General features: G+C 71.0%; 14 protein-coding genes. 13 read left to right on the forward strand and 1 reads right to left on the reverse strand.

The features are described from left to right. Positions 1–38 precede the first annotated feature (38 nt). The 4 genes from EPO13_07305 (at position 39) to prcA (ending at position 4,082) form a co-directional block, all read left to right on the forward strand. Positions 39–1,559, forward strand: a complete 1,521-nt coding sequence (locus EPO13_07305) for a proteasome accessory factor PafA2 (GenBank protein ID TAK69659.1) — start codon at positions 39–41, stop codon at positions 1,557–1,559. 428 nt (positions 1,560–1,987) lie between these two features. Continuing rightward, positions 1,988–2,194 carry a ubiquitin-like protein Pup gene (locus tag EPO13_07310; GenBank protein ID TAK69660.1) on the forward strand — a complete coding sequence of 69 codons (207 nt, stop codon included), beginning with the start codon at positions 1,988–1,990 and terminating at the stop codon, positions 2,192–2,194. Positions 2,195–2,199: 5 nt separating this feature from the next. Beyond that, positions 2,200–3,048, forward strand: coding sequence for a proteasome subunit beta (gene prcB / locus EPO13_07315; GenBank protein TAK69661.1), 849 nt, complete (start codon positions 2,200–2,202; stop codon positions 3,046–3,048). A gap of 263 nt (positions 3,049–3,311) precedes the next feature. After that, on the forward strand, positions 3,312–4,082 hold the full coding sequence (prcA, locus tag EPO13_07320) for a proteasome subunit alpha (GenBank protein TAK69662.1): 771 nt from the start codon (positions 3,312–3,314) through the stop codon (positions 4,080–4,082). Here prcA and EPO13_07325 read toward each other — a convergent pair whose 3' ends face one another. Continuing rightward, the gene (locus tag EPO13_07325; GenBank protein ID TAK69663.1) at positions 4,083–5,849 is read right to left on the reverse strand and encodes a DUF222 domain-containing protein; all 1,767 of its coding nucleotides are present in this window, start codon (positions 5,847–5,849) and stop codon (positions 4,083–4,085) included. It lies immediately after the preceding gene. A 1,170-nt stretch (positions 5,850–7,019) separates the two neighbouring features. Here EPO13_07325 and pafA point away from each other — a divergent pair. The 9 genes from pafA (at position 7,020) to mntH (ending at position 17,050) form a co-directional block, all read left to right on the forward strand. Further along, a complete protein-coding gene (gene pafA, locus EPO13_07330; protein ID TAK69664.1) occupies positions 7,020–8,390 on the forward strand; it encodes a Pup--protein ligase in 1,371 nt (456 codons plus the stop codon). A gap of 61 nt (positions 8,391–8,451) precedes the next feature. Further along, positions 8,452–8,811, forward strand: coding sequence for an FKBP-type peptidyl-prolyl cis-trans isomerase (locus EPO13_07335; protein TAK69665.1), 360 nt, complete (start codon positions 8,452–8,454; stop codon positions 8,809–8,811). Positions 8,812–8,814: 3 nt separating this feature from the next. Continuing rightward, positions 8,815–9,771 carry a WYL domain-containing protein gene (locus EPO13_07340; GenBank protein TAK69666.1) on the forward strand — a complete coding sequence of 319 codons (957 nt, stop codon included), beginning with the start codon at positions 8,815–8,817 and terminating at the stop codon, positions 9,769–9,771. Continuing rightward, positions 9,768–10,790 (forward strand): WYL domain-containing protein, encoded by a 1,023-nt coding sequence (locus EPO13_07345; protein ID TAK69667.1) that lies wholly within the window; start codon positions 9,768–9,770, stop codon positions 10,788–10,790. The genes EPO13_07340 and EPO13_07345 overlap by 4 nt, the downstream gene beginning before the upstream one ends. A 283-nt stretch (positions 10,791–11,073) precedes the next feature. Continuing rightward, the gene (locus tag EPO13_07350) at positions 11,074–11,415 is read left to right on the forward strand and encodes a hypothetical protein (protein TAK69668.1); all 342 of its coding nucleotides are present in this window, start codon (positions 11,074–11,076) and stop codon (positions 11,413–11,415) included. A 156-nt stretch (positions 11,416–11,571) separates the two neighbouring features. Further along, complete coding sequence (tatA, locus tag EPO13_07355) at positions 11,572–11,943, forward strand: twin-arginine translocase TatA/TatE family subunit (GenBank protein TAK69669.1); 372 nt, start codon at positions 11,572–11,574, stop codon at positions 11,941–11,943. A 19-nt stretch (positions 11,944–11,962) separates the two neighbouring features. Further along, positions 11,963–12,901 carry a twin-arginine translocase subunit TatC gene (gene tatC / locus EPO13_07360; protein ID TAK69670.1) on the forward strand — a complete coding sequence of 313 codons (939 nt, stop codon included), beginning with the start codon at positions 11,963–11,965 and terminating at the stop codon, positions 12,899–12,901. Positions 12,902–12,980: 79 nt separating this feature from the next. Next, positions 12,981–15,710 carry a DEAD/DEAH box helicase gene (locus EPO13_07365; protein TAK69671.1) on the forward strand — a complete coding sequence of 910 codons (2,730 nt, stop codon included), beginning with the start codon at positions 12,981–12,983 and terminating at the stop codon, positions 15,708–15,710. 80 nt (positions 15,711–15,790) lie between these two features. Beyond that, positions 15,791–17,050 carry a divalent metal cation transporter MntH gene (gene mntH, locus EPO13_07370; protein TAK69672.1) on the forward strand — a complete coding sequence of 420 codons (1,260 nt, stop codon included), beginning with the start codon at positions 15,791–15,793 and terminating at the stop codon, positions 17,048–17,050. Positions 17,051–17,090: the final 40 nt, after the last annotated feature.

Genomic DNA, 17,090 nt, shown 5'->3' on the forward strand with positions numbered 1-17,090 from the left:
GCTCTGTAGTTCGCACCGCTGAGCCGTACCCTCGAAGCGTGAGCGTCCGCCGGGTCATGGGCATCGAGACCGAGTACGGCATCTCCGTGCCCGGCCATCCGCACGTCAACGCCATGCTCACCTCCTCGCAGCTGGTCAACGCCTATGGCGCGGCCATGCTTGGCGAGCGCCGCGGCAAGCCGCGCTGGGACTACGACGAGGAGACGCCGCTACGCGACGCGCGCGGCTTCGACATGTCCCGGGCTGACGCCGACCCGACGCAGCTCACCGACGAAGACCTCGGCCTGGCCAACCTCATCCTCACCAACGGCGCGCGGCTGTACGTCGACCACGCCCATCCGGAGTACTCCAGCCCGGAAGTGACCAACCCACGCGACGGGGTGCTGTGGGACAAGGCCGGCGAACGCATCATGGAACGCGCGGCCGCGCTGGCCGCCGCCGTGCCGGGAACCCGTCCGATCCAGCTGTACAAGAACAACACCGACAACAAGGGCGCGTCGTACGGCACGCACGAGAACTACCTCATGCGCCGCGAGACGCCGTTCGCCGACATCGTGCGGCATCTCACGCCGTTCTTCGTCAGCCGCCAGGTGATCACCGGCGCCGGGCGCGTCGGGCTCGGGCAGGACGGCCGCCGAGACGGCTTCCAGCTGTCGCAGCGGGCCGACTTCTTCGAGGTCGAGGTCGGGCTGGAGACCACGCTCAAGCGCCCGATCATCAACACCCGGGACGAACCGCACGCCGATCCCGACCGGTACCGCCGGCTGCACGTCATCGTCGGCGACGCCAACCTCAGCGAGATCTCGACGTACCTCAAACTCGGCACCACCTCACTGGTCCTGGCGATGATCGAAGACGGTGTCCTCGACCTCCAGCTGATGCCGGACCGGCCGGTCGCGGCGATGCACGCGGTGTCGCACGACGTCGGCCTACGGCAGTTGATCCCGCTGCGGTCCGGCCGGAAGCTGACGGCGGTGCAACTGCAGCTGGAGTACTGCGAGCAGGCGCGCAAGTACGTCGACGACCGGTACGGCGAGGACGTGGACGAGCAGACCGCCGACGTACTGGCACGCTGGGAGTCGGTCCTGACCCGGCTGGACAGCGACCCGATGTCGCTGTCGCGCGAACTGGACTGGGTCGCCAAGCTCGCCATCCTCGAGGGCTACCGCAGCCGGGACGGGCTGGACTGGGACTCACCGCGCCTGCACCTGGTGGATCTGCAGTACTCCGACGTCCGGCGCGGCCGCGGCCTCGCGGCACGGTTGGAGGACCGCGGACACCTGCTGCGGCTGACCACCGACGCCGAAGTCGACCACGCGGTGAGCCGGCCCCCGGAGGACACCCGCGCCTGGTTCCGGGGTGAGTGTCTGCGCCGCTACGGCGATTCCGTCACCGCGGCGTCCTGGGACTCGGTGATCTTCGACATTCCCGGGCGTGACGCCCTGCAGCGGGTCCCGACGCTGGAACCGCTGCGGGGGACCAGATCCCACGTCGGCGACCTGCTCGACTCCTGCCCGACCGCCGTCGACCTCGTACGTGCGCTGACCGACCGCCGCTGACCTGCGCCAGCTTCCCTTCCCGGGCTGCACCGCCACCTTCCAGTCCCGGGCCACCGCCTGCTTCCCTTCCCGGGCCACCGCCTGCCCAAGCCGGTCGCCTGACCCGAGCCGCCGCTGTGCCAGCGCCATCACGGACCTGCCGCGCGATGCCTTGCCCAAGCCGTGGAACGTCTGCGCCGGCCGCGGCCGGGCAGCACGGCGGTGGTCGGTCCGGGATGACGCGGCCGAGAGCACGGCATGGGGCGGTCCGGGACGTCGTACGCCGGGAACAGCCGGGCTCCGGACTTGGTTCGGTTTCGTTGCACCACGATGGGTAGGGTCGCCGTGTTCGTCCGTGGTACGTCGGGTGCCGACGGCGTTGCCGACCAGGTGCCCGGACCGGAGTGCCTTCCCGATGCCGGGACGGCGCAGCAGCACGAGGAGGCGCTATGGCGACCCAGGACAACAGCGAGCAGCGCCGCTCGGCGACGACCGAGGACGAGGTCGCCGAGGTCGACGAGCGGGCAGCCGATGCTGCGGCCCGCAAGGCGGACCTCGATGCGGACGTCGACTCGATCCTTGACGAGATCGACGAAGTGCTCGAGGAGAACGCCGAGGACTTCGTCCGCTCCTTCGTCCAGAAGGGCGGGGAATGAGCCCGATGGACCCGTCCCGGACGCCGGGTGGGCTGCCCACGGCGTTCCTGACACCCGGAGGTTCGTCGTTCAGCGAGTTCCTCCGCGACCACGCCCCGACGCTGCTGCCTGACGGCCGGCCGGGCTTCGGCACGGGAAGCACGCCGGCGGTACCGCACGGGACGACGATCGTCGCGGTGACGTACCCCGGCGGGGTCGTCCTGGCCGGCGACCGGCGCGCGACGATGGGCAACATCATCGCTCAGCGCGACATCGAGAAGGTGTTCCCCGCCGACGAGCACTCCGCGGTCGGCATCGCCGGGACAGCCGGGCTCGCCGTCGAACTGGTCCGCCTCTTCCAGGTCGAACTGGAGCACTACGAGAAGATCGAGGGCGCGCAACTTTCGTTGGACGGCAAGGCGAATCGCTTGTCGACGCTGCTGCGCGGCAACCTCGGAATGGCGATGCAGGGCCTGGCGGTCGTACCCCTGTTCGCGGGGTACGACCTGTTCAGCGGCGACGGCCGGATCTTCTCGTACGACGTGACCGGCGGCCGCTACGAAGAGCATTCCTACTACTCGGTCGGGTCCGGTTCGCTGTTCGCCCGGGGCGCCTTGAAGAAGCTGTACCAGCGCGACCTCACCGAGACCGACGCGGTCCGGGTCGTGGTCGAGGCGCTGTACGACGCTGCCGACGACGACTCGGCGACCGGGGGACCGGATCTGACCCGCCGGATCTACCCGGTGATCACCATCGTGGACGTCGACGGCTTCCGGCGGCTTCCCGACGCCACGGTCGAGCCGCTGGTGCGCTCGGTCCTTGAAGCGCGGCTCGCGTCACCTGACGGACCTCACGCACCCCTGCCGCGGTCCTGACATGCCCGCCATTCCGAACGCGGTCGGCACAGTCCACACGCGAGCCGTTGCCGCCGGGGTCGGCACAGGCCGCACGCGAGCCGTCGCCGCCGAGGTCGGCACAGTCCACACGCGAGCCGTCGCTGACGTGCCGCGCCTACTCGACCCCGCCCGCTGAGACGAACCCACCCGCTGACAAGAACCGCCCGCCGAGACGAACCCACCGCCGGCCCACGACCGGTCCCGCTGCCTACCTGCCGCGACCTGCCTGAGGAGAGACCACTGTGAGCGTGCCCTTCTACGTCTCGCCCGAGCAGATCATGAAGGACAAGGCCGACTACGCGCGCAAGGGGATCGCGCGCGGCCGCAGCGTCGTGGTCGTGCAGTACGACGGCGGCATCCTGTTCGTCGCGGAGAACCCGTCCCGCGCGCTGCACAAGGTCTCGGAGATCTACGACCGGCTGGCCTTCGCCGCGGTGGGCAAGTACAACGAGTTCGAGAATCTCCGCGTCGCCGGCGTTCGACTGGCTGACCTGCGCGGGTATTCGTACGACCGACGCGACGTCACCGTCCGGAGCCTGGCCAATGCCTATGCCCAGACGCTGGGGACGATCTTCACGGAGACGCCGAAGCCGTACGAGGTCGAGATCGTCGTCGCCGAAGTCGGCGACACCCCCGACGGCGACCAGCTCTACCGGCTGACCTTCGACGGCTCGGTGGCCGACGAACACGGATTCGTCGCCATGGGCGGGCAGGCTGAGCAACTGACCGCCGCGCTGACCGAGCGCTGGGCGCCAGGGCTCAGCCTCGACCAGGCATTGCGGTTGTCGGTCGACCAGCTCGCCCTCGCCGGGCCGTCCGGCAACGGCGAGCCTCGTACGCTCACGCCGTCACAGCTGGAGGCCGCGATCCTCGACCGTGCGCGGCCGGGCCGGAAGTTCCGACGTCTGGCCGGGGCGCGCCTCGCCAGCCTCCTGGGAGTCGAGGACGACACCCCCGCCGGCCCCGCCGGCCCCACTGAGACCGGCCCAGTGGGCGACCCCGGCATCATCTAGCTAGCCGGGTTCGCCGGGGCGCCGGAAGTACGGGGCAGCCGCCGATCCACTGAGCCGCCAACCGCCTTCGTGGACGGCATGGTGGTGCCGCAGGCAGAGTCCGAGCAGATTCGCCAGGTCCGTCTTGCCGCCGCGAGACCACTCGACGATGTGGTGGACCTCAGCAATCCCACGGTCGCACCCGGGGAATCGGCAGTGCTGATCCCGCAACCAGACCGCCTTACGCTGGCCGCCGCTGACAGTTCGGGTAGCCCGGCCCAGGTCGAGCGGCACGCCAGCGGAACCGAGCACGACCGGCACGATCCCAGCATCACAAGCCAGCCGGCGCGCCATTGCTGCGGTGATGAGAGTCGTCTGCGGCGCCGGACCGCTGTCCGAACCGGGCGCCACGAGATGGAGCACGGCCGGTCGCTCGCCGGGCGGGGCGCCGGAACGGATAACGAGCGCACGCCGACCAACGCGGCCCCCTGCTGGGCCGCCGACCACCTGCCGGAACTCCCGTGCCGTGGTCTCCCGCCACCGCCCCGGCTCGGGTCCGGGCTCATGCACCCGCACCAGCTCTGGCCCTTGCCCTTGCCCTTGCCCTTGCGCCGGTTCCGGCTCTGACTTTTGCCCTTGCCCTTGCGCCGGTTCCGGCTCTGGCCCTTGCCCCTGCTCCGACAGCATCACGTGCCGTTGCCCCTGCGCCGGTTCCGGCTCTTGCCCTTGGCCCTGCGCTCGTCCCGGCTGTTGCTCCCGGTCCTGCTTGTCCTCATGGACGGGCTGATCCCAGATCGCCCGAGCGTGGGCATCCGTCTGTCCTCGTCGCGGGCAAGCCGTCGCTGTCGCGGGATCGGGGGGCTCGTGCTGGCCGGGCACGCCTCGCAGGCCACCTGCCTCTGGCAGGCCGGCCACATTTCGACTCTGACGCATCAAGGTCTCGACGTCCATCGTCACGAACACGGTGGGCCGCAGTCCGTCGACGAGTCCCAGGCGGTCGGTACCCATCGTGGCGACGGCGCTGTCGGCGAGCAGCCGGACGGCAGCGACGTTCCGTCGCGACAACGGTTCGCGGATCCACTCGGCGCGCTTCGACCCGTCGCTGTCGGCGTACAGACGCTCGCGTGCGGCCGCCAGCGCGGCAAGCAGGACGGCACCGCTCTCCGGGTCCAGCATGCCGTCGACCGCGACCATCCCGCCGTACGTCGCCGAGACGTGCAGGTAGGCCCGCTCGCGCACGCGCAGCTCGTCGGCCACCATGCCGGCTGCATCGACGGTGTGCACCCATCGGGCGACCACCCGAGCGAATTCCTTGGGAGGCAGAGCTTTTGCCTCCTCGACCAGAATCGGCTCAAGGTCAGGCAACGATGCCCGGCGGGCCTCGTTGCCGTCGCACACGCGAGCCAGCACCCGGACGTGCGCCGAACCGATCTGCCCGGCCGCGAACGCCGCTGCGAACCGGGGAAGGGATCGCAGACCCTCGCCGAGCCGAAGCCGAGCGGCCGCCGGACTGTGATCGAGGCGGGTCGCCCGCCGGACCCAGCCGGCCGGCGTTAAGCCGGCGGCGGCAGGGACGCCGGTGTCCGCCAGTCTCGCCAGGACCGTTGCCTCCGCCGCCTCGATCCGATGGCGAGCGCGCACGATGTCGGCCGCCAGAGCGGTGACGCCGGCCGGCGCCGACGCCGCCACCTCGCCTGCGATGTCAGCGGCGTTGAGCTCATCGAGCAGCGAGTGCAACTCCGCCAGCAGCGCGCCGACGGGCCTTCGGAGTACGACGTCGACCGACATACGCCATCCCCCTCGGCGCCGGAGCGGCCCCGCACCACACGGAGTCGCCGAACCAATCTGACGGCACCACCGTAGACCGCCCCTCCGACAGTCCTTCGGTCGTTCCGGTTCCACAGACTGGTTGCGGCACAGTCGATCCGATCCACAGATCGGCGCAGGGACTTGACAGCGACATCTACGAATGCCCCGACCTGAACAACGGTCGCAGACGGACCGCGGATCCGATGAGAGCGGCACAGTGAGAGCGGCTCAGTCGCGGCCGGGTCCGCGTCGTCGCGAGGAGCAGTGCACATCCGCGCACGCCCGACCGATGCCCAAGCGGCGCCACGAGCAGGTCACACATCACGCCCCGCCGGCCGAGGTCGGGGCGGCGCCACACGGACAGCGACGGCGGACAGCCGGGCAATGCTCGGCCACTCCGGTGCGGCGGCACGCGCAGGACGTGCATCGACACTCCGCCGCGGTACGGCGGGTGGCCGGTGGCCCTCGACGGTTCGGCGTGCGAAGTGCGTGGTGGCGAGCCGCGGCGTGCCACCGAATGGCTCGGCGTACTCGGCGCGTCGTGCGGTGTGGGGTGGCTCGACCGGGGCGCGTGATGGGGCGAGGCTCGGCCACCGCTCGGCCTACTCAGCCATCGGCTCAACCGGTCCAGCCACGGGCCATCACGACATTTCGCTCGGGATGCGGGTGTGGCCCGTCGCAGTCCCGCCACCATCCGGATGCCGTGCTCCGCCCGGGTGCGGCCCGGCCTCGGCCTCGTCAGCCGCGCCTATCCCGCGCGCCCATCGGTACGCGCCCGTCCCACCTCCATCGCCCCGGGCCCGCACCCAGCCCCGCCCGTCCCACCGCGGCCCCGCGCCGGTCCGACCCAGCCACGTCCGTCGCCTGCCCCCCGGCCCGGTCCCACCGCGCCACCTCAGCCCCCGGCCCCGTCCCACCGCGCCACCTCCGTCGCCTCGGCCCCGGGCCCGGTCCCACCGCGCCACCTCCCCCGCCTCGGCCCGCGCCCATCGCCCGGCGCATCGCCCAACCGGCCGCGCCGCGATCAGGCCGTAACGTCCCTACCTCGTCGCGCCTCGCCTTGCGGGTCACGCCGTACCGCACGCCGTGCCGCTGCCGCTGCCGCTGCGTCACGCCACCGGCGGCACGGTGGCGAACTAGGGTGGGCGCGTGGACCGGCGGATCTTCGGGCTCGAGACGGAGTACGGCGTCACGTGCACGTTCCGCGGTCAGCGGCGGCTCTCGCCGGACGAGGTAGCCCGCTACCTGTTCCGGCGGGTCGTGTCCTGGGGGCGCAGCAGCAACGTCTTCCTGTCCAACGGTGCGCGGCTCTATCTCGACGTCGGCAGTCATCCGGAGTACGCGACGCCGGAGTGCGACGACATCGCCGGACTCGTCACACACGACAAGGCGGGAGAGCGGATCCTGGAGAGCCTGCTCGTCGACGCCGAGAAGCGACTGGCCGAAGAGGGCATCGCGGGCGAGGTCTACCTGTTCAAGAACAACACCGACTCCGCCGGCAACTCCTACGGCTGCCACGAGAACTACCTGGTCGCCCGGCACGGCGAGTTCGGCCGGCTCGCCGACGCGCTCATCCCGTTCCTGGTGTCCCGCCAGATCGTCGTCGGCGCCGGCAAGGTGTTGCAGACCCCGCGCGGGGCCGTCTACTGCGTCAGCCAGCGTGCCGAACACATCTGGGAAGGCGTGTCCAGCGCCACGACGCGTTCGCGGCCGATCATCAATACCCGCGACGAGCCGCACGCGGACGCCGAGCGGTACCGCCGGCTGCACGTCATCGTCGGGGACTCGTCGATGAGCGAGACGACCACGATGCTCAAGGTGGGCGCCACCGACCTGGTACTGCGCATGCTGGAATCCGGGACCGTGTTGCGGGACATGACCCTGGAGAACCCGATCCGGGCCATTCGCGAGATCAGTCACGATCCGACGGGCCGCCGGCTCGTCCGGCTGGCCAACGGCCGGGAACTGTCGGCGTTGCAGATCCAGGGCGAGTATTACGAGCGCGCAGTGGACTTCTGCACCCGCCGTGGCCTGACCGACGATCCGACGTCGATCCCCGCCCGGGTGCTGGAACTGTGGGGACGGACGCTGAAGGCCGTCGACACCGGCGATCTGACCCTCGTGGACCGCGAGATCGACTGGGTCATCAAGCTTTCGCTGCTGCAGCGCTATATGGACCGGCACGATCTGACGTTGTCCAGCGCGCGGATCGCCCAACTCGACCTGGCCTACCACGACATCACCCGCACCCGGGGCCTGTACTACCTGTTGCAGCGCCGGGACGAGGTCGAACGCGTCACCGCCGACGTCGCCACGTTCGAGGCCAAGTCGGTACCGCCGCAGACCACCCGGGCCCGGCTGCGCGGCGAGTTCATCAAGCGGGCACAGGAACGCCGCCGCGACTTCACCGTCGACTGGGTGCATTTGAAACTGAACGACCAGGCACAGCGCACGGTGCTGTGCAAGGACCCGTTCCGCGCGGTCGACGAACGGGTCGACAAACTGATCGCCAGCATGTAACACGGCTTCATCCGACCGTGCCAGATTCGTCAGCCAGCACCACATTCGAAGGAGAGGCACGTTGACCAGCAAGCCGGAGATCGACTTCATCGAGGGTCCCGCCCCGGAGGAACTCGTCGTCACCGACCTCGTCATCGGCGACGGCGAGACCGCGTTGCCGGGCGCCAAGGTGCTCGTGCACTACGTCGGCGTGGATTTCGAGTCCGGCGAAGAATTCGACTCCTCCTACAATCGCGGCGAGCCCATCGACTTCCCGCTGCGTAGCCTCATTCCCGGCTGGCAGGAAGGCATTCCGGGCATGCAGATCGGCGGCCGGCGACAGCTGATCGTGCCGCCGCGGCTGGCGTACGGCGAATCCGGCGGGCACCGGCTCTCGGGGCGCACGCTCGTCTTCGTGATCGACCTCCTCGGCGTCTCCTGAACCATGTCCGCGCCCCGCACCGAACGTCTCCTCAACCTGCTGTTCTGCCTGATGGCCTCGTCCCAACCGATGTCGCGGGCCGAGGTGCGCGCCTCCCTGGTGGACTACCGCGAAAGTCCGTCGGCAGAGGCGTTCGAGCGGATGTTCGAGCGGGACAAGGACGAGCTGCGGTCGATGGGCGTGCCGGTCGAGACGGTGACGACCTCGGCCGGCGAGGTCGAGGGGTACCGGATCGCGCGGGACGACTACGCCCTGCCCGACCTGACGGTGACCCCGGCTGAGTACTCCGTACTCGGGCTGGCCGCCCAGGTGTGGGAACAGGCCAGCCTGGGGCCCGCGGCCACCAGTGCATTGCGCAAACTCGAAGCAGCCGGCGGCGGCGTCGCCACCGTCGGCGAGCTCGGGGTTCGGTCCCGGGTCGCCGCGCCCGACCCGGCCTTTCTCCCGCTGCTGGACGCGGTCCGGCGCCGTACGCCGGTGACGTTCGAGTACCGCCGACCGGACCAGAGCGCCGGCGAGCGGCGACGGGTGCAGCCGTGGGGGGTGGCGTCCCGGCGAGGGCGGTGGTACGTCGTTGGCCACGACCTGGCGCGCGACGCGACCCGGGCGTTCCGGCTGTCCCGGGTGTACGGCGAGGTGACCGTGGACGGACCCGCCGGCAGCTACGAGATCCCGGCCGACATCGACGTGCCGGCGCTGCTGACGCGCTCCTTCGAGCCGGACGCCCCCGTCGCTGGACAGGCCCGGATCCAATTGCGGCACAGCGCCGGACACGCCTTGCGGATTCGGGCCGCAGCGCTGGAGACCGGGCCGGAGCACGACGTGGTCACCGTCGACTACCGCGACGAGGAGCAGATCGCCGCAGCGGTCGCCGAAGTGGGGGCGGCAGCGATCGTGCTGGACCCGCCCGAGGTTCGCGCGGCCGTCCTCCGGCGGCTGCGAGCGGTGGCGGGCGCATGAGCCCCGCGAAGGCCAAGCCGGTCAAGGCCAGACAGGTCGACGCGGGGGCGGCCAACCGCAGCGCAGCGCGGTTGTCACGGCTGCTGGATCTGGTTCCGTGGCTGGTCGCTCACGACGGCGTGACGATCGCCGAGGCCGCAGCCCATTTCGGGGTGTCGGAGAAGCAGTTGCAGGACGACTTGTGGCTGCTCATCGTGACGGGGTTGCCGGGCCACCAACCCGACCAACTCGTCGATATCCAGTTCTGGGACGAGACCGGTCACGTGCACGTGCTCGATCCGCAGACCATCGGCCGGCCGATGCGGCTGTCACCGGACGAGGCCATGGCGCTGCTGGTCGCGCTGCGGTACCTCGCGCAGGTCCCCGGCGACCACGATCGGGCAGCGTTGCAATCGGTCATGGCCAAACTCGAAGCGGCAGCGGGGGAGGCCGCGGCCGGTGCCGCGCAGGTGACCGTGGCACTCGACGTGCCCGAGGGCGTGGCGGACACCGTCGAGCGCGCCGTACGCGAGAACCGGGTGGTGCGACTGCGCTACCTGTCGCCGGCACGCGACGAGGTCACCGACCGTGACGTGGACCCGATCGCCGTGCTCGCGGTGGAGGGCCGGACCTACCTGCAGGGCTGGTGCCGCCTCGCGGAGGAACGGCGTACCTTCCGCCTCGACCGGGTGCTGAGCGCGGAGGTCCTCGACGAAGCCGCGGCGCTGCCGGCCGGCGCGCAGCCGTCGCTGGACTCCGATCGTGGGCTGCGTCCCGACGGGCCGCCGGCGGTGCTGGAGGTCGAACCGGCCGCGCAGTGGGTGGTCGACCAGATGGCCGTGGACTCCGTCGAGGAGTTGCCGGACGGCCGGCTACGGATCACCGCACCGGTCAGCGATCCGCGCTGGGCAGTCCGGCTGGCGCTGCGGCTGGGCGGCGCGCTGCGGGTCGTCGAGCCGCCCGAGTTGGCCGAGGCGGTACGCGCCGCTGCCGCTGAGGCACTCGCGGGTTACGGCGAACCACTGCCCGGCCGCGACTGAGACGAGCGGGAGTACGGCCGCGACTGGGGCGGGCGGGAGTACGGCCGCCGGGCGACCCCGCCGCGCCCGGAACTGAGCCGAAGCTCAGCGCGATCAGCGGCCCTACTGGCGCGGCAGCGCGTCGCCCGGCATGATCGCCGCGCAACGTGACCGGCGTCACGTATTGTCCCGCGTGTCGCGGGCCAGGACGCCTCGTCAATGGTCCGAATGGTGGAGAGTCGGGCTCAAGCCCTCCCGCTGCCGTGCCGATGGGCACGTCAACACCGCCGGAAGGGGAGCACAGATGACCACGATCAAGGCCACGTGCCCCACGTGCGGGGATGTCGACCTCACCGCCGACGACCTGCAGGTCACCAATGCCCCGGCCGCCGGTTGGGCGACGTACGCGTTCGGGTGCCCCGAATGCCAGGACCGGGTGACCAAGCCGGCCGACGCCGAGGTGGTCCGGCTGCTGCGGGGAGCGGGTGTCACGATCGTGACGATCACGGTGCCCGCCGAGGCCCTCGAAAGCCACCATGGAGCACCGATCGGGTACGACGACCTGCTCGACTTCACGCTGTGGCTCGGCGCCAGCGACACGCTCGTGGACGTCCTGCTGGCCGAAGGCAGCCGGCAGCGCTCCTGACGGTCCTGCCGGCCCGCCCCTTCGTGAACCTTCGCCGTGGGCCCGGTGAACCTTTGACCCCGCCGGACGACGGCTGTCGTCGGTCCACGGGCCACGAAGTACGCTGACGGTGGCACGGGCGTTCGCCCGGTCACCTGTGCGGAAGGTCGATCACCCATGGACACCCTGGCCGTCGAGATTCCCCGAGGCTGGCCGCTGATCGTGCTCGTCGTCGTCGTGGTCCTGCTCTTCGGCGCGAAGCGCTTGCCGGACGCCGCGCGCAGCATCGGCCGGTCGCTGCGGATCTTCAAGGCCGAGACGAAGGGCCTCGTCGACGACGACAAGGACGCCGCGGCGCAGCCGTCGACCCCGGTCCTGCCGCCCGTCCAGGCCGCACCGGCGCCTACGGCGGCCCCGAGCCAGCCCGCCCCTCCGCACGCAGCACCGACGCAGGCGGCACCAGCACCGACAGTGCAGGCTCCGGTCGTCCAGGCGCCGCCGCCGGCACCCGTGACGCCGGCGGCCGAACCGCGCCCGTCCGACAGCTGACCGCCGCCAGCCGGGCCGGGTGACCGTGGCCGACACCGAGCAACGAACCCGCTTCCGCACGCCGTTCCGTCGCCGTAACGATCCGGCGGCAGCGACTGCAGCGAAGCGCTCCACCCGGCAGCCGAAGCCGGCGAAGGTGACCGACCCGGCGGCCGCCGCGGGGTCGATGACGCTGGTGGAACACCTGCGGGAGCTGCGTAATCGAGTCTTCTGGTCGGTCCTGGCGATCCTCGCCGCGGCCGTCGTCGGGTGGATCTACTACCAGCCGATCTTCGATTGGATCACTGCGCCGTTCACCCAGGTGATCGATGACGCGAAAGCCCGCGGGCAGACCGTCGAACTCATCCTCACCGGCATCGCCGACCCGTTCACGCTGAAGGTCCAGATCGCGCTGGTGTCAGGGGTTCTCATCGCTGCACCGATCTGGCTGTACCAGCTGTGGCGCTTCATCACCCCGGGCCTGCATCGGCACGAACGTCGCTGGGCGGTCGGCTTCGTCGTCGCGGCGACGCCGTTCTTCGTGGGCGGGATGGCCCTGGCCTACCTGACCATGCCGCACGCCTACGCGTTCTTCCTGGACTTCACCCCGACCGGGGTGTCCAACCTCCTGGACGTCTCGACGTACCTGAACTTCTTCATCCGCACCGAGTTGGCCTTCGGTGTCGCCTTCCTCGCGCCCTTGGTCGCCGTCGTGCTGAACCTCGCGTCGATCCTGCCGGGCCGCAAGATGGTCCAGTGGTGGCGCGCGATCGTGGTCGGCATCGTCGGGTTCGCCGCCGTCGCCACCCCGACGACGGACCCCGGCCCGATGGCGCTGCTCGTGCTGCCCATGCTCGCGTTCACCGCGCTCGCCACCGGGATCATGCTGCTCAACGACCGCCGCCGGGCCCGGCGACGGCGGCCGCAGGACGAGTGGTCGGACGACGAGGCGTCTCCGTTGGACCTGCCGGAGCACTGAGCCCCGTTGGACCTCCGCGAGCACCAGTCCCGTTGGACCTCCCCGAGCGGTGAGCCGTCGGATGCGTAGCCTCTAGGGCATGAGCTCGCCCGCCGAGCGGTACGCCGCCTCCCGGGTACGCGCCGCAGACGCCCGAACCCAGCTCGCCGCTTTCCGGGGGATGTTCGACTTCGGCCTGGACCCGTTCCAGGAGCAGGCCTGCCGCGCGTTGGAGGCCGGTCACGGCGTCCTGGTGGCCGCGCCGACCGGGGCCGGCAAGACCGTGGTCGGCGAGTTCGCGGTCCACCTCGCGCTGGCCGAGGGGCGCAAGTGCTTCTACACCACACCGATCAAGGCGCTGTCGAACCAGAAGTACCACGACCTCGTCGAGCGGTACGGCGCCGCCGCGGTCGGGCTGCTCACCGGTGACAACGCCATCAACGGGGAAGCGCCCGTCGTGGTGATGACGACCGAGGTCCTGCGCAACATGCTCTACGCGGGCTCGGCGACCCTGGACCACCTGTCGTACGTGGTCATGGACGAGGTGCACTACCTGGCCGACCGGTCCCGCGGTGCGGTGTGGGAAGAGGTGATCATTCACCTCCCCGAACGAGTGACGGTCGTCGCGCTGTCCGCGACGGTGAGCAACGCCGAGGAGTTCGGCGAATGGCTCGGGACCGTACGCGGCGACACCACGGTGGTGGTGGAGGAGCATCGCCCGGTCCCGTTGTGGCAGCACGTCATCGCCGGGCAGCGCCTGCTCGACCTGTTCGTCGACGACGACCAGGAGCACGTCAATCCCGAACTCGTCCGGATCGCCCGGGAAGCCCAGCGCGACGAGCGGTTACGGGACACCCGCAGCCGCCACGGCCGCCGTGGTGGCCGTCGGCACCACGGCCCGAGCCGGGCCGACGTCATCACCCGGCTCGATCGGGAAGGACTGCTGCCGGCGATCACCTTCATCTTCAGCAGGGCCGGCTGCGACGCCGCAGTGAGTCAGTGCCTGGCCGCCGGCATCCGTCTGACCACGCCGGCCGAACGGATCGAGATCCGCGACCTCGTCGAGCAGCGGTGCGCCGACATCCCCGACGAGGACCTGGCAGTGCTCGGGTACGGCGAGTGGCTGACCGGGCTGGAGCGGGGGATCGCCGCCCACCACGCCGGGATGCTGCCGACCTTCAAGGAAGTGGTCGAGGAACTGTTCCAGCGCGGCTGGGTCAAGGCTGTGTTCGCCACCGAGACGCTGGCGCTCGGCATCAACATGCCGGCCCGGTCCGTGGTGCTGGAACGGCTGGTCAAGTGGAACGGCGAGGCGCACGTCGACGTGACGCCGGGGGAGTACACCCAGTTGACCGGCCGCGCCGGCCGGCGGGGCATCGACGTCGAGGGTCACGCGGTCGTGCTGTGGGCCCCGCAGCTGGACCCCCGGACGGTGGCCGGCCTGGCCTCGGCGCGGACGTATCCGCTGCGGTCGAGTTTCCGGCCGTCGTACAACATGGCGGTCAACCTCGTCTCCCGGCTGGGCCGGCACGCCTCCCGGGAGGTCCTGGAGACCTCGTTCGCGCAGTTCCAGGCCGACCGTGCGGTCGTCGGGCTCGCCGCCCAGGTACGGCGGAACACCGAGGCGCTCGACGGTTACCGCGCGGCGATGACGTGTCACCTGGGCGATTTCGCGGCGTACGCCGACCTGCGGCACGAACTGACCCGCCGAGAACGCGAACTGGCCCGCCACGGCGCTGCCCGCCGGCGGACCGCGACCACCGAGGCACTCGCCCGGCTGCGGCCCGGCGACGTGATCTTCGTCCCGAGCGGCCGCCGGGCCGGGCCGGCCGTGGTGCTCGACCCCGGTCTCGACGCCGCCGACGGCGACCCACGGCCCTTCGTGCTCACCGCGGACCGACAGACCAAACGGCTGTCGGTGGTCGACTTCCCGATCCCGGTGGAACCGGTCGACCGGCTACGGATCCCGCGGTCGTTCAACGCCCGGTCCGCCACGGCACGTAAGGATCTGGCCGCGGCGCTGCGGGCCCGGGTGGCCGACGTACCGCCACCGCGCCGGACCCGTTCCCGCTCCGACGCCGGCGACGACGCCGCCATCGCCGACCTGCGCAGCCGGATCCGGCAGCACCCGTGCCACGGCTGCGACGAGCGGGAACACCACGCGCGCTGGGCGGAGCGCTACTACCGGCTACGGCGAGAGACCGACGACCTGCAACGACGGGTCGAGGGCCGGACGAATTCGATTGCGCGACAGTTCGATCGGGTCTGTCAGGTGCTGGAGGCCCTCGGCTACCTGCACGGCGAGGGCGACCAGCTACAGGTGACCGCCGACGGCCTGGTGCTGGCGCGGCTGTACTCCGAGAGCGACCTGCTGGCCGCACAGTGCCTGCGGGACGGGGCGTGGGACGGGCTGACCCCGCCGGAGCTGGCAGCGGCGTGCTCCGCGCTGGTGTACGAGAGCCGCCAGGCCGACGACGCCGCGCCGCCCCGGTTGCCCGGAGGGCGGGCCCGCGAGGCGGTCACCGCACTTCAGCGCACCTGGGCGGAGCTCGAGGCCGTCGAGGCCGAGCACGGCCTGGCGTTCGTCCGCGAGCCCGACCTGGGTTTCTGCTGGGCGGCCTACCGCTGGGCCAGCGGCCACCGGCTGGACGCCGTCCTCGCCGACGCCGACCTCACCCCCGGCGACTTCGTCCGGTGGGCCAAGCAGGTGGTGGACCTGCTCGGCCAGATCGCGGTAGCGGCCGGCCCGCACAGCCCGACCGGTGCCGCGGCCCGCACCGCCGGTGACGCGATGGTGCGCGGGGTGGTAGCCCGCAGCTCCGTCGGCTGAGCCGCCACGGCATACTCCGTGGCCAGCCGTCACACAGCAGCTGCGTCACGCATAGCCGACTCAGTACAGCCGATCCACCACTGCCCATTCACGACGTGGCGAGGGGTCCGTCCTTGTTCCGCAGTCTGATCCCGCGACCGACCCGGCCGCGCCCGCTGGCGCTGCTGGTCGGGCCGTCCTTCGTCGCCGCCATCGCCTACGTCGACCCGGGGAACTTCGCCACGAACTACGTGGCGGGCTCGACGTTGGGCTACACCCTGGTCTGGGTGGTGCTGGCCGCCAACATCATGGCGATGTTCGTGCAGTCGTTGACGGCAAAACTCGGCCTGGCCACCGGACGCAGCCTGCCGGAACTGTGCCGGGAACACCTGCCCCGGCCGCTCACCCGCTTCCTGTGGGCGCAGGGCGAACTGGTCGCCATGGCCACCGACATCGCCGAGGTCATCGGTGGCGCTATCGCGCTGAATCTGTTGTTCGGCATCCCGTTGGTCGCCGGCGGCGTCATCACCGGCGTCATCGCCATGGTGCTGCTGTCGTTGACCGCGGCGGGCTACCGGCCGTTCGAGATCGTCATCGGACTGCTCCTGCTGGTCATCGTCGCGGCGGTGGCGATGCAGGTCCTCCAGGTCGGCGTGGACGGGCCCGGCTTCGCCGCCGGGCTGGTGCCGGGCTTCGGTGACGACACCGGCGTCCTGCTGGCCTGCGGCATCCTCGGCGCCACGGTGATGCCGCACGTGATCTACCTGCACTCGGGGCTCACCTCACGGCGCAACCCCGGAGATGCGGTGTCCCGCAACCGGCAGCTGCGGACCCAGCGGACCGACATCGTCGTCGCCCTGGGCATCGCCGGCTTCGTGAACCTCGGCATGCTGCTGACCGCTGCCGGGGCGCTGGACGGTGTGCTGCCCGACGACTCGCTGGAAGCGGTGCATGCCGCGCTGAGCACGTACGTCGGGCCGTTCGCGGCGTTGCTGTTCGCCGTAGCGCTGCTGATCTCGGGCCTGGCAGCGTCCGGAGTCGGGACCTACGCCGGCGACATGATCATGAAAGGCTTTCTGCAGCGCCAGATCCCGCTGCTGCTGCGGCGGCTGATCACGCTGGCGCCGGCGTTGCTGGTCCTGCTCGTCGGGACCGACCCGACAAACGCCCTGGTCATCTCCCAGGTCGTGCTGTCCATCGCAATCCCGTTCGCGCTGATCCCGTTGATCTGGTTCACGTCCCGCTCCAGCGTGATGGGCCGCTACGTCAACCGCACGCGCACCACGGTGTTCGCGGCGATCGGCGCGGGCCTGATCACCGCCATCAACGTGTTCCTGCTGGCCCAGCTCGCCTCCTCCTGAGCCGCGGCAGCACCCAAGACGTCGAACTCGGGTACGTCGA

The organism is Actinomycetota bacterium, assembly GCA_004297305.1.
Classification (GTDB): domain Bacteria; phylum Actinomycetota; class Actinomycetes; order S36-B12; family FW305-bin1; genus FW305-bin1.

Excerpts from the sequence above, each read along its gene's own strand:
- EPO13_07345 (TAK69667.1), top strand. The coding sequence starts at position 9,768 with ATGAGCCCCGCGAAGGCCAAGCCGGTCAAGGCCAGACAGGTCGACGCG.
- prcB (TAK69661.1), top strand. The coding sequence starts at position 2,200 with ATGGACCCGTCCCGGACGCCGGGTGGGCTGCCCACGGCGTTCCTGACA.
- EPO13_07350 (TAK69668.1), top strand. The coding sequence starts at position 11,074 with ATGACCACGATCAAGGCCACGTGCCCCACGTGCGGGGATGTCGACCTC.
- tatA (TAK69669.1), top strand. The coding sequence starts at position 11,572 with ATGGACACCCTGGCCGTCGAGATTCCCCGAGGCTGGCCGCTGATCGTG.
- EPO13_07310 (TAK69660.1), top strand. The coding sequence starts at position 1,988 with ATGGCGACCCAGGACAACAGCGAGCAGCGCCGCTCGGCGACGACCGAG.
- EPO13_07340 (TAK69666.1), top strand. The coding sequence starts at position 8,815 with ATGTCCGCGCCCCGCACCGAACGTCTCCTCAACCTGCTGTTCTGCCTG.
- EPO13_07365 (TAK69671.1), top strand. The coding sequence starts at position 12,981 with ATGAGCTCGCCCGCCGAGCGGTACGCCGCCTCCCGGGTACGCGCCGCA.
- EPO13_07325 (TAK69663.1), bottom strand. The coding sequence starts at position 5,849 with ATGTCGGTCGACGTCGTACTCCGAAGGCCCGTCGGCGCGCTGCTGGCG.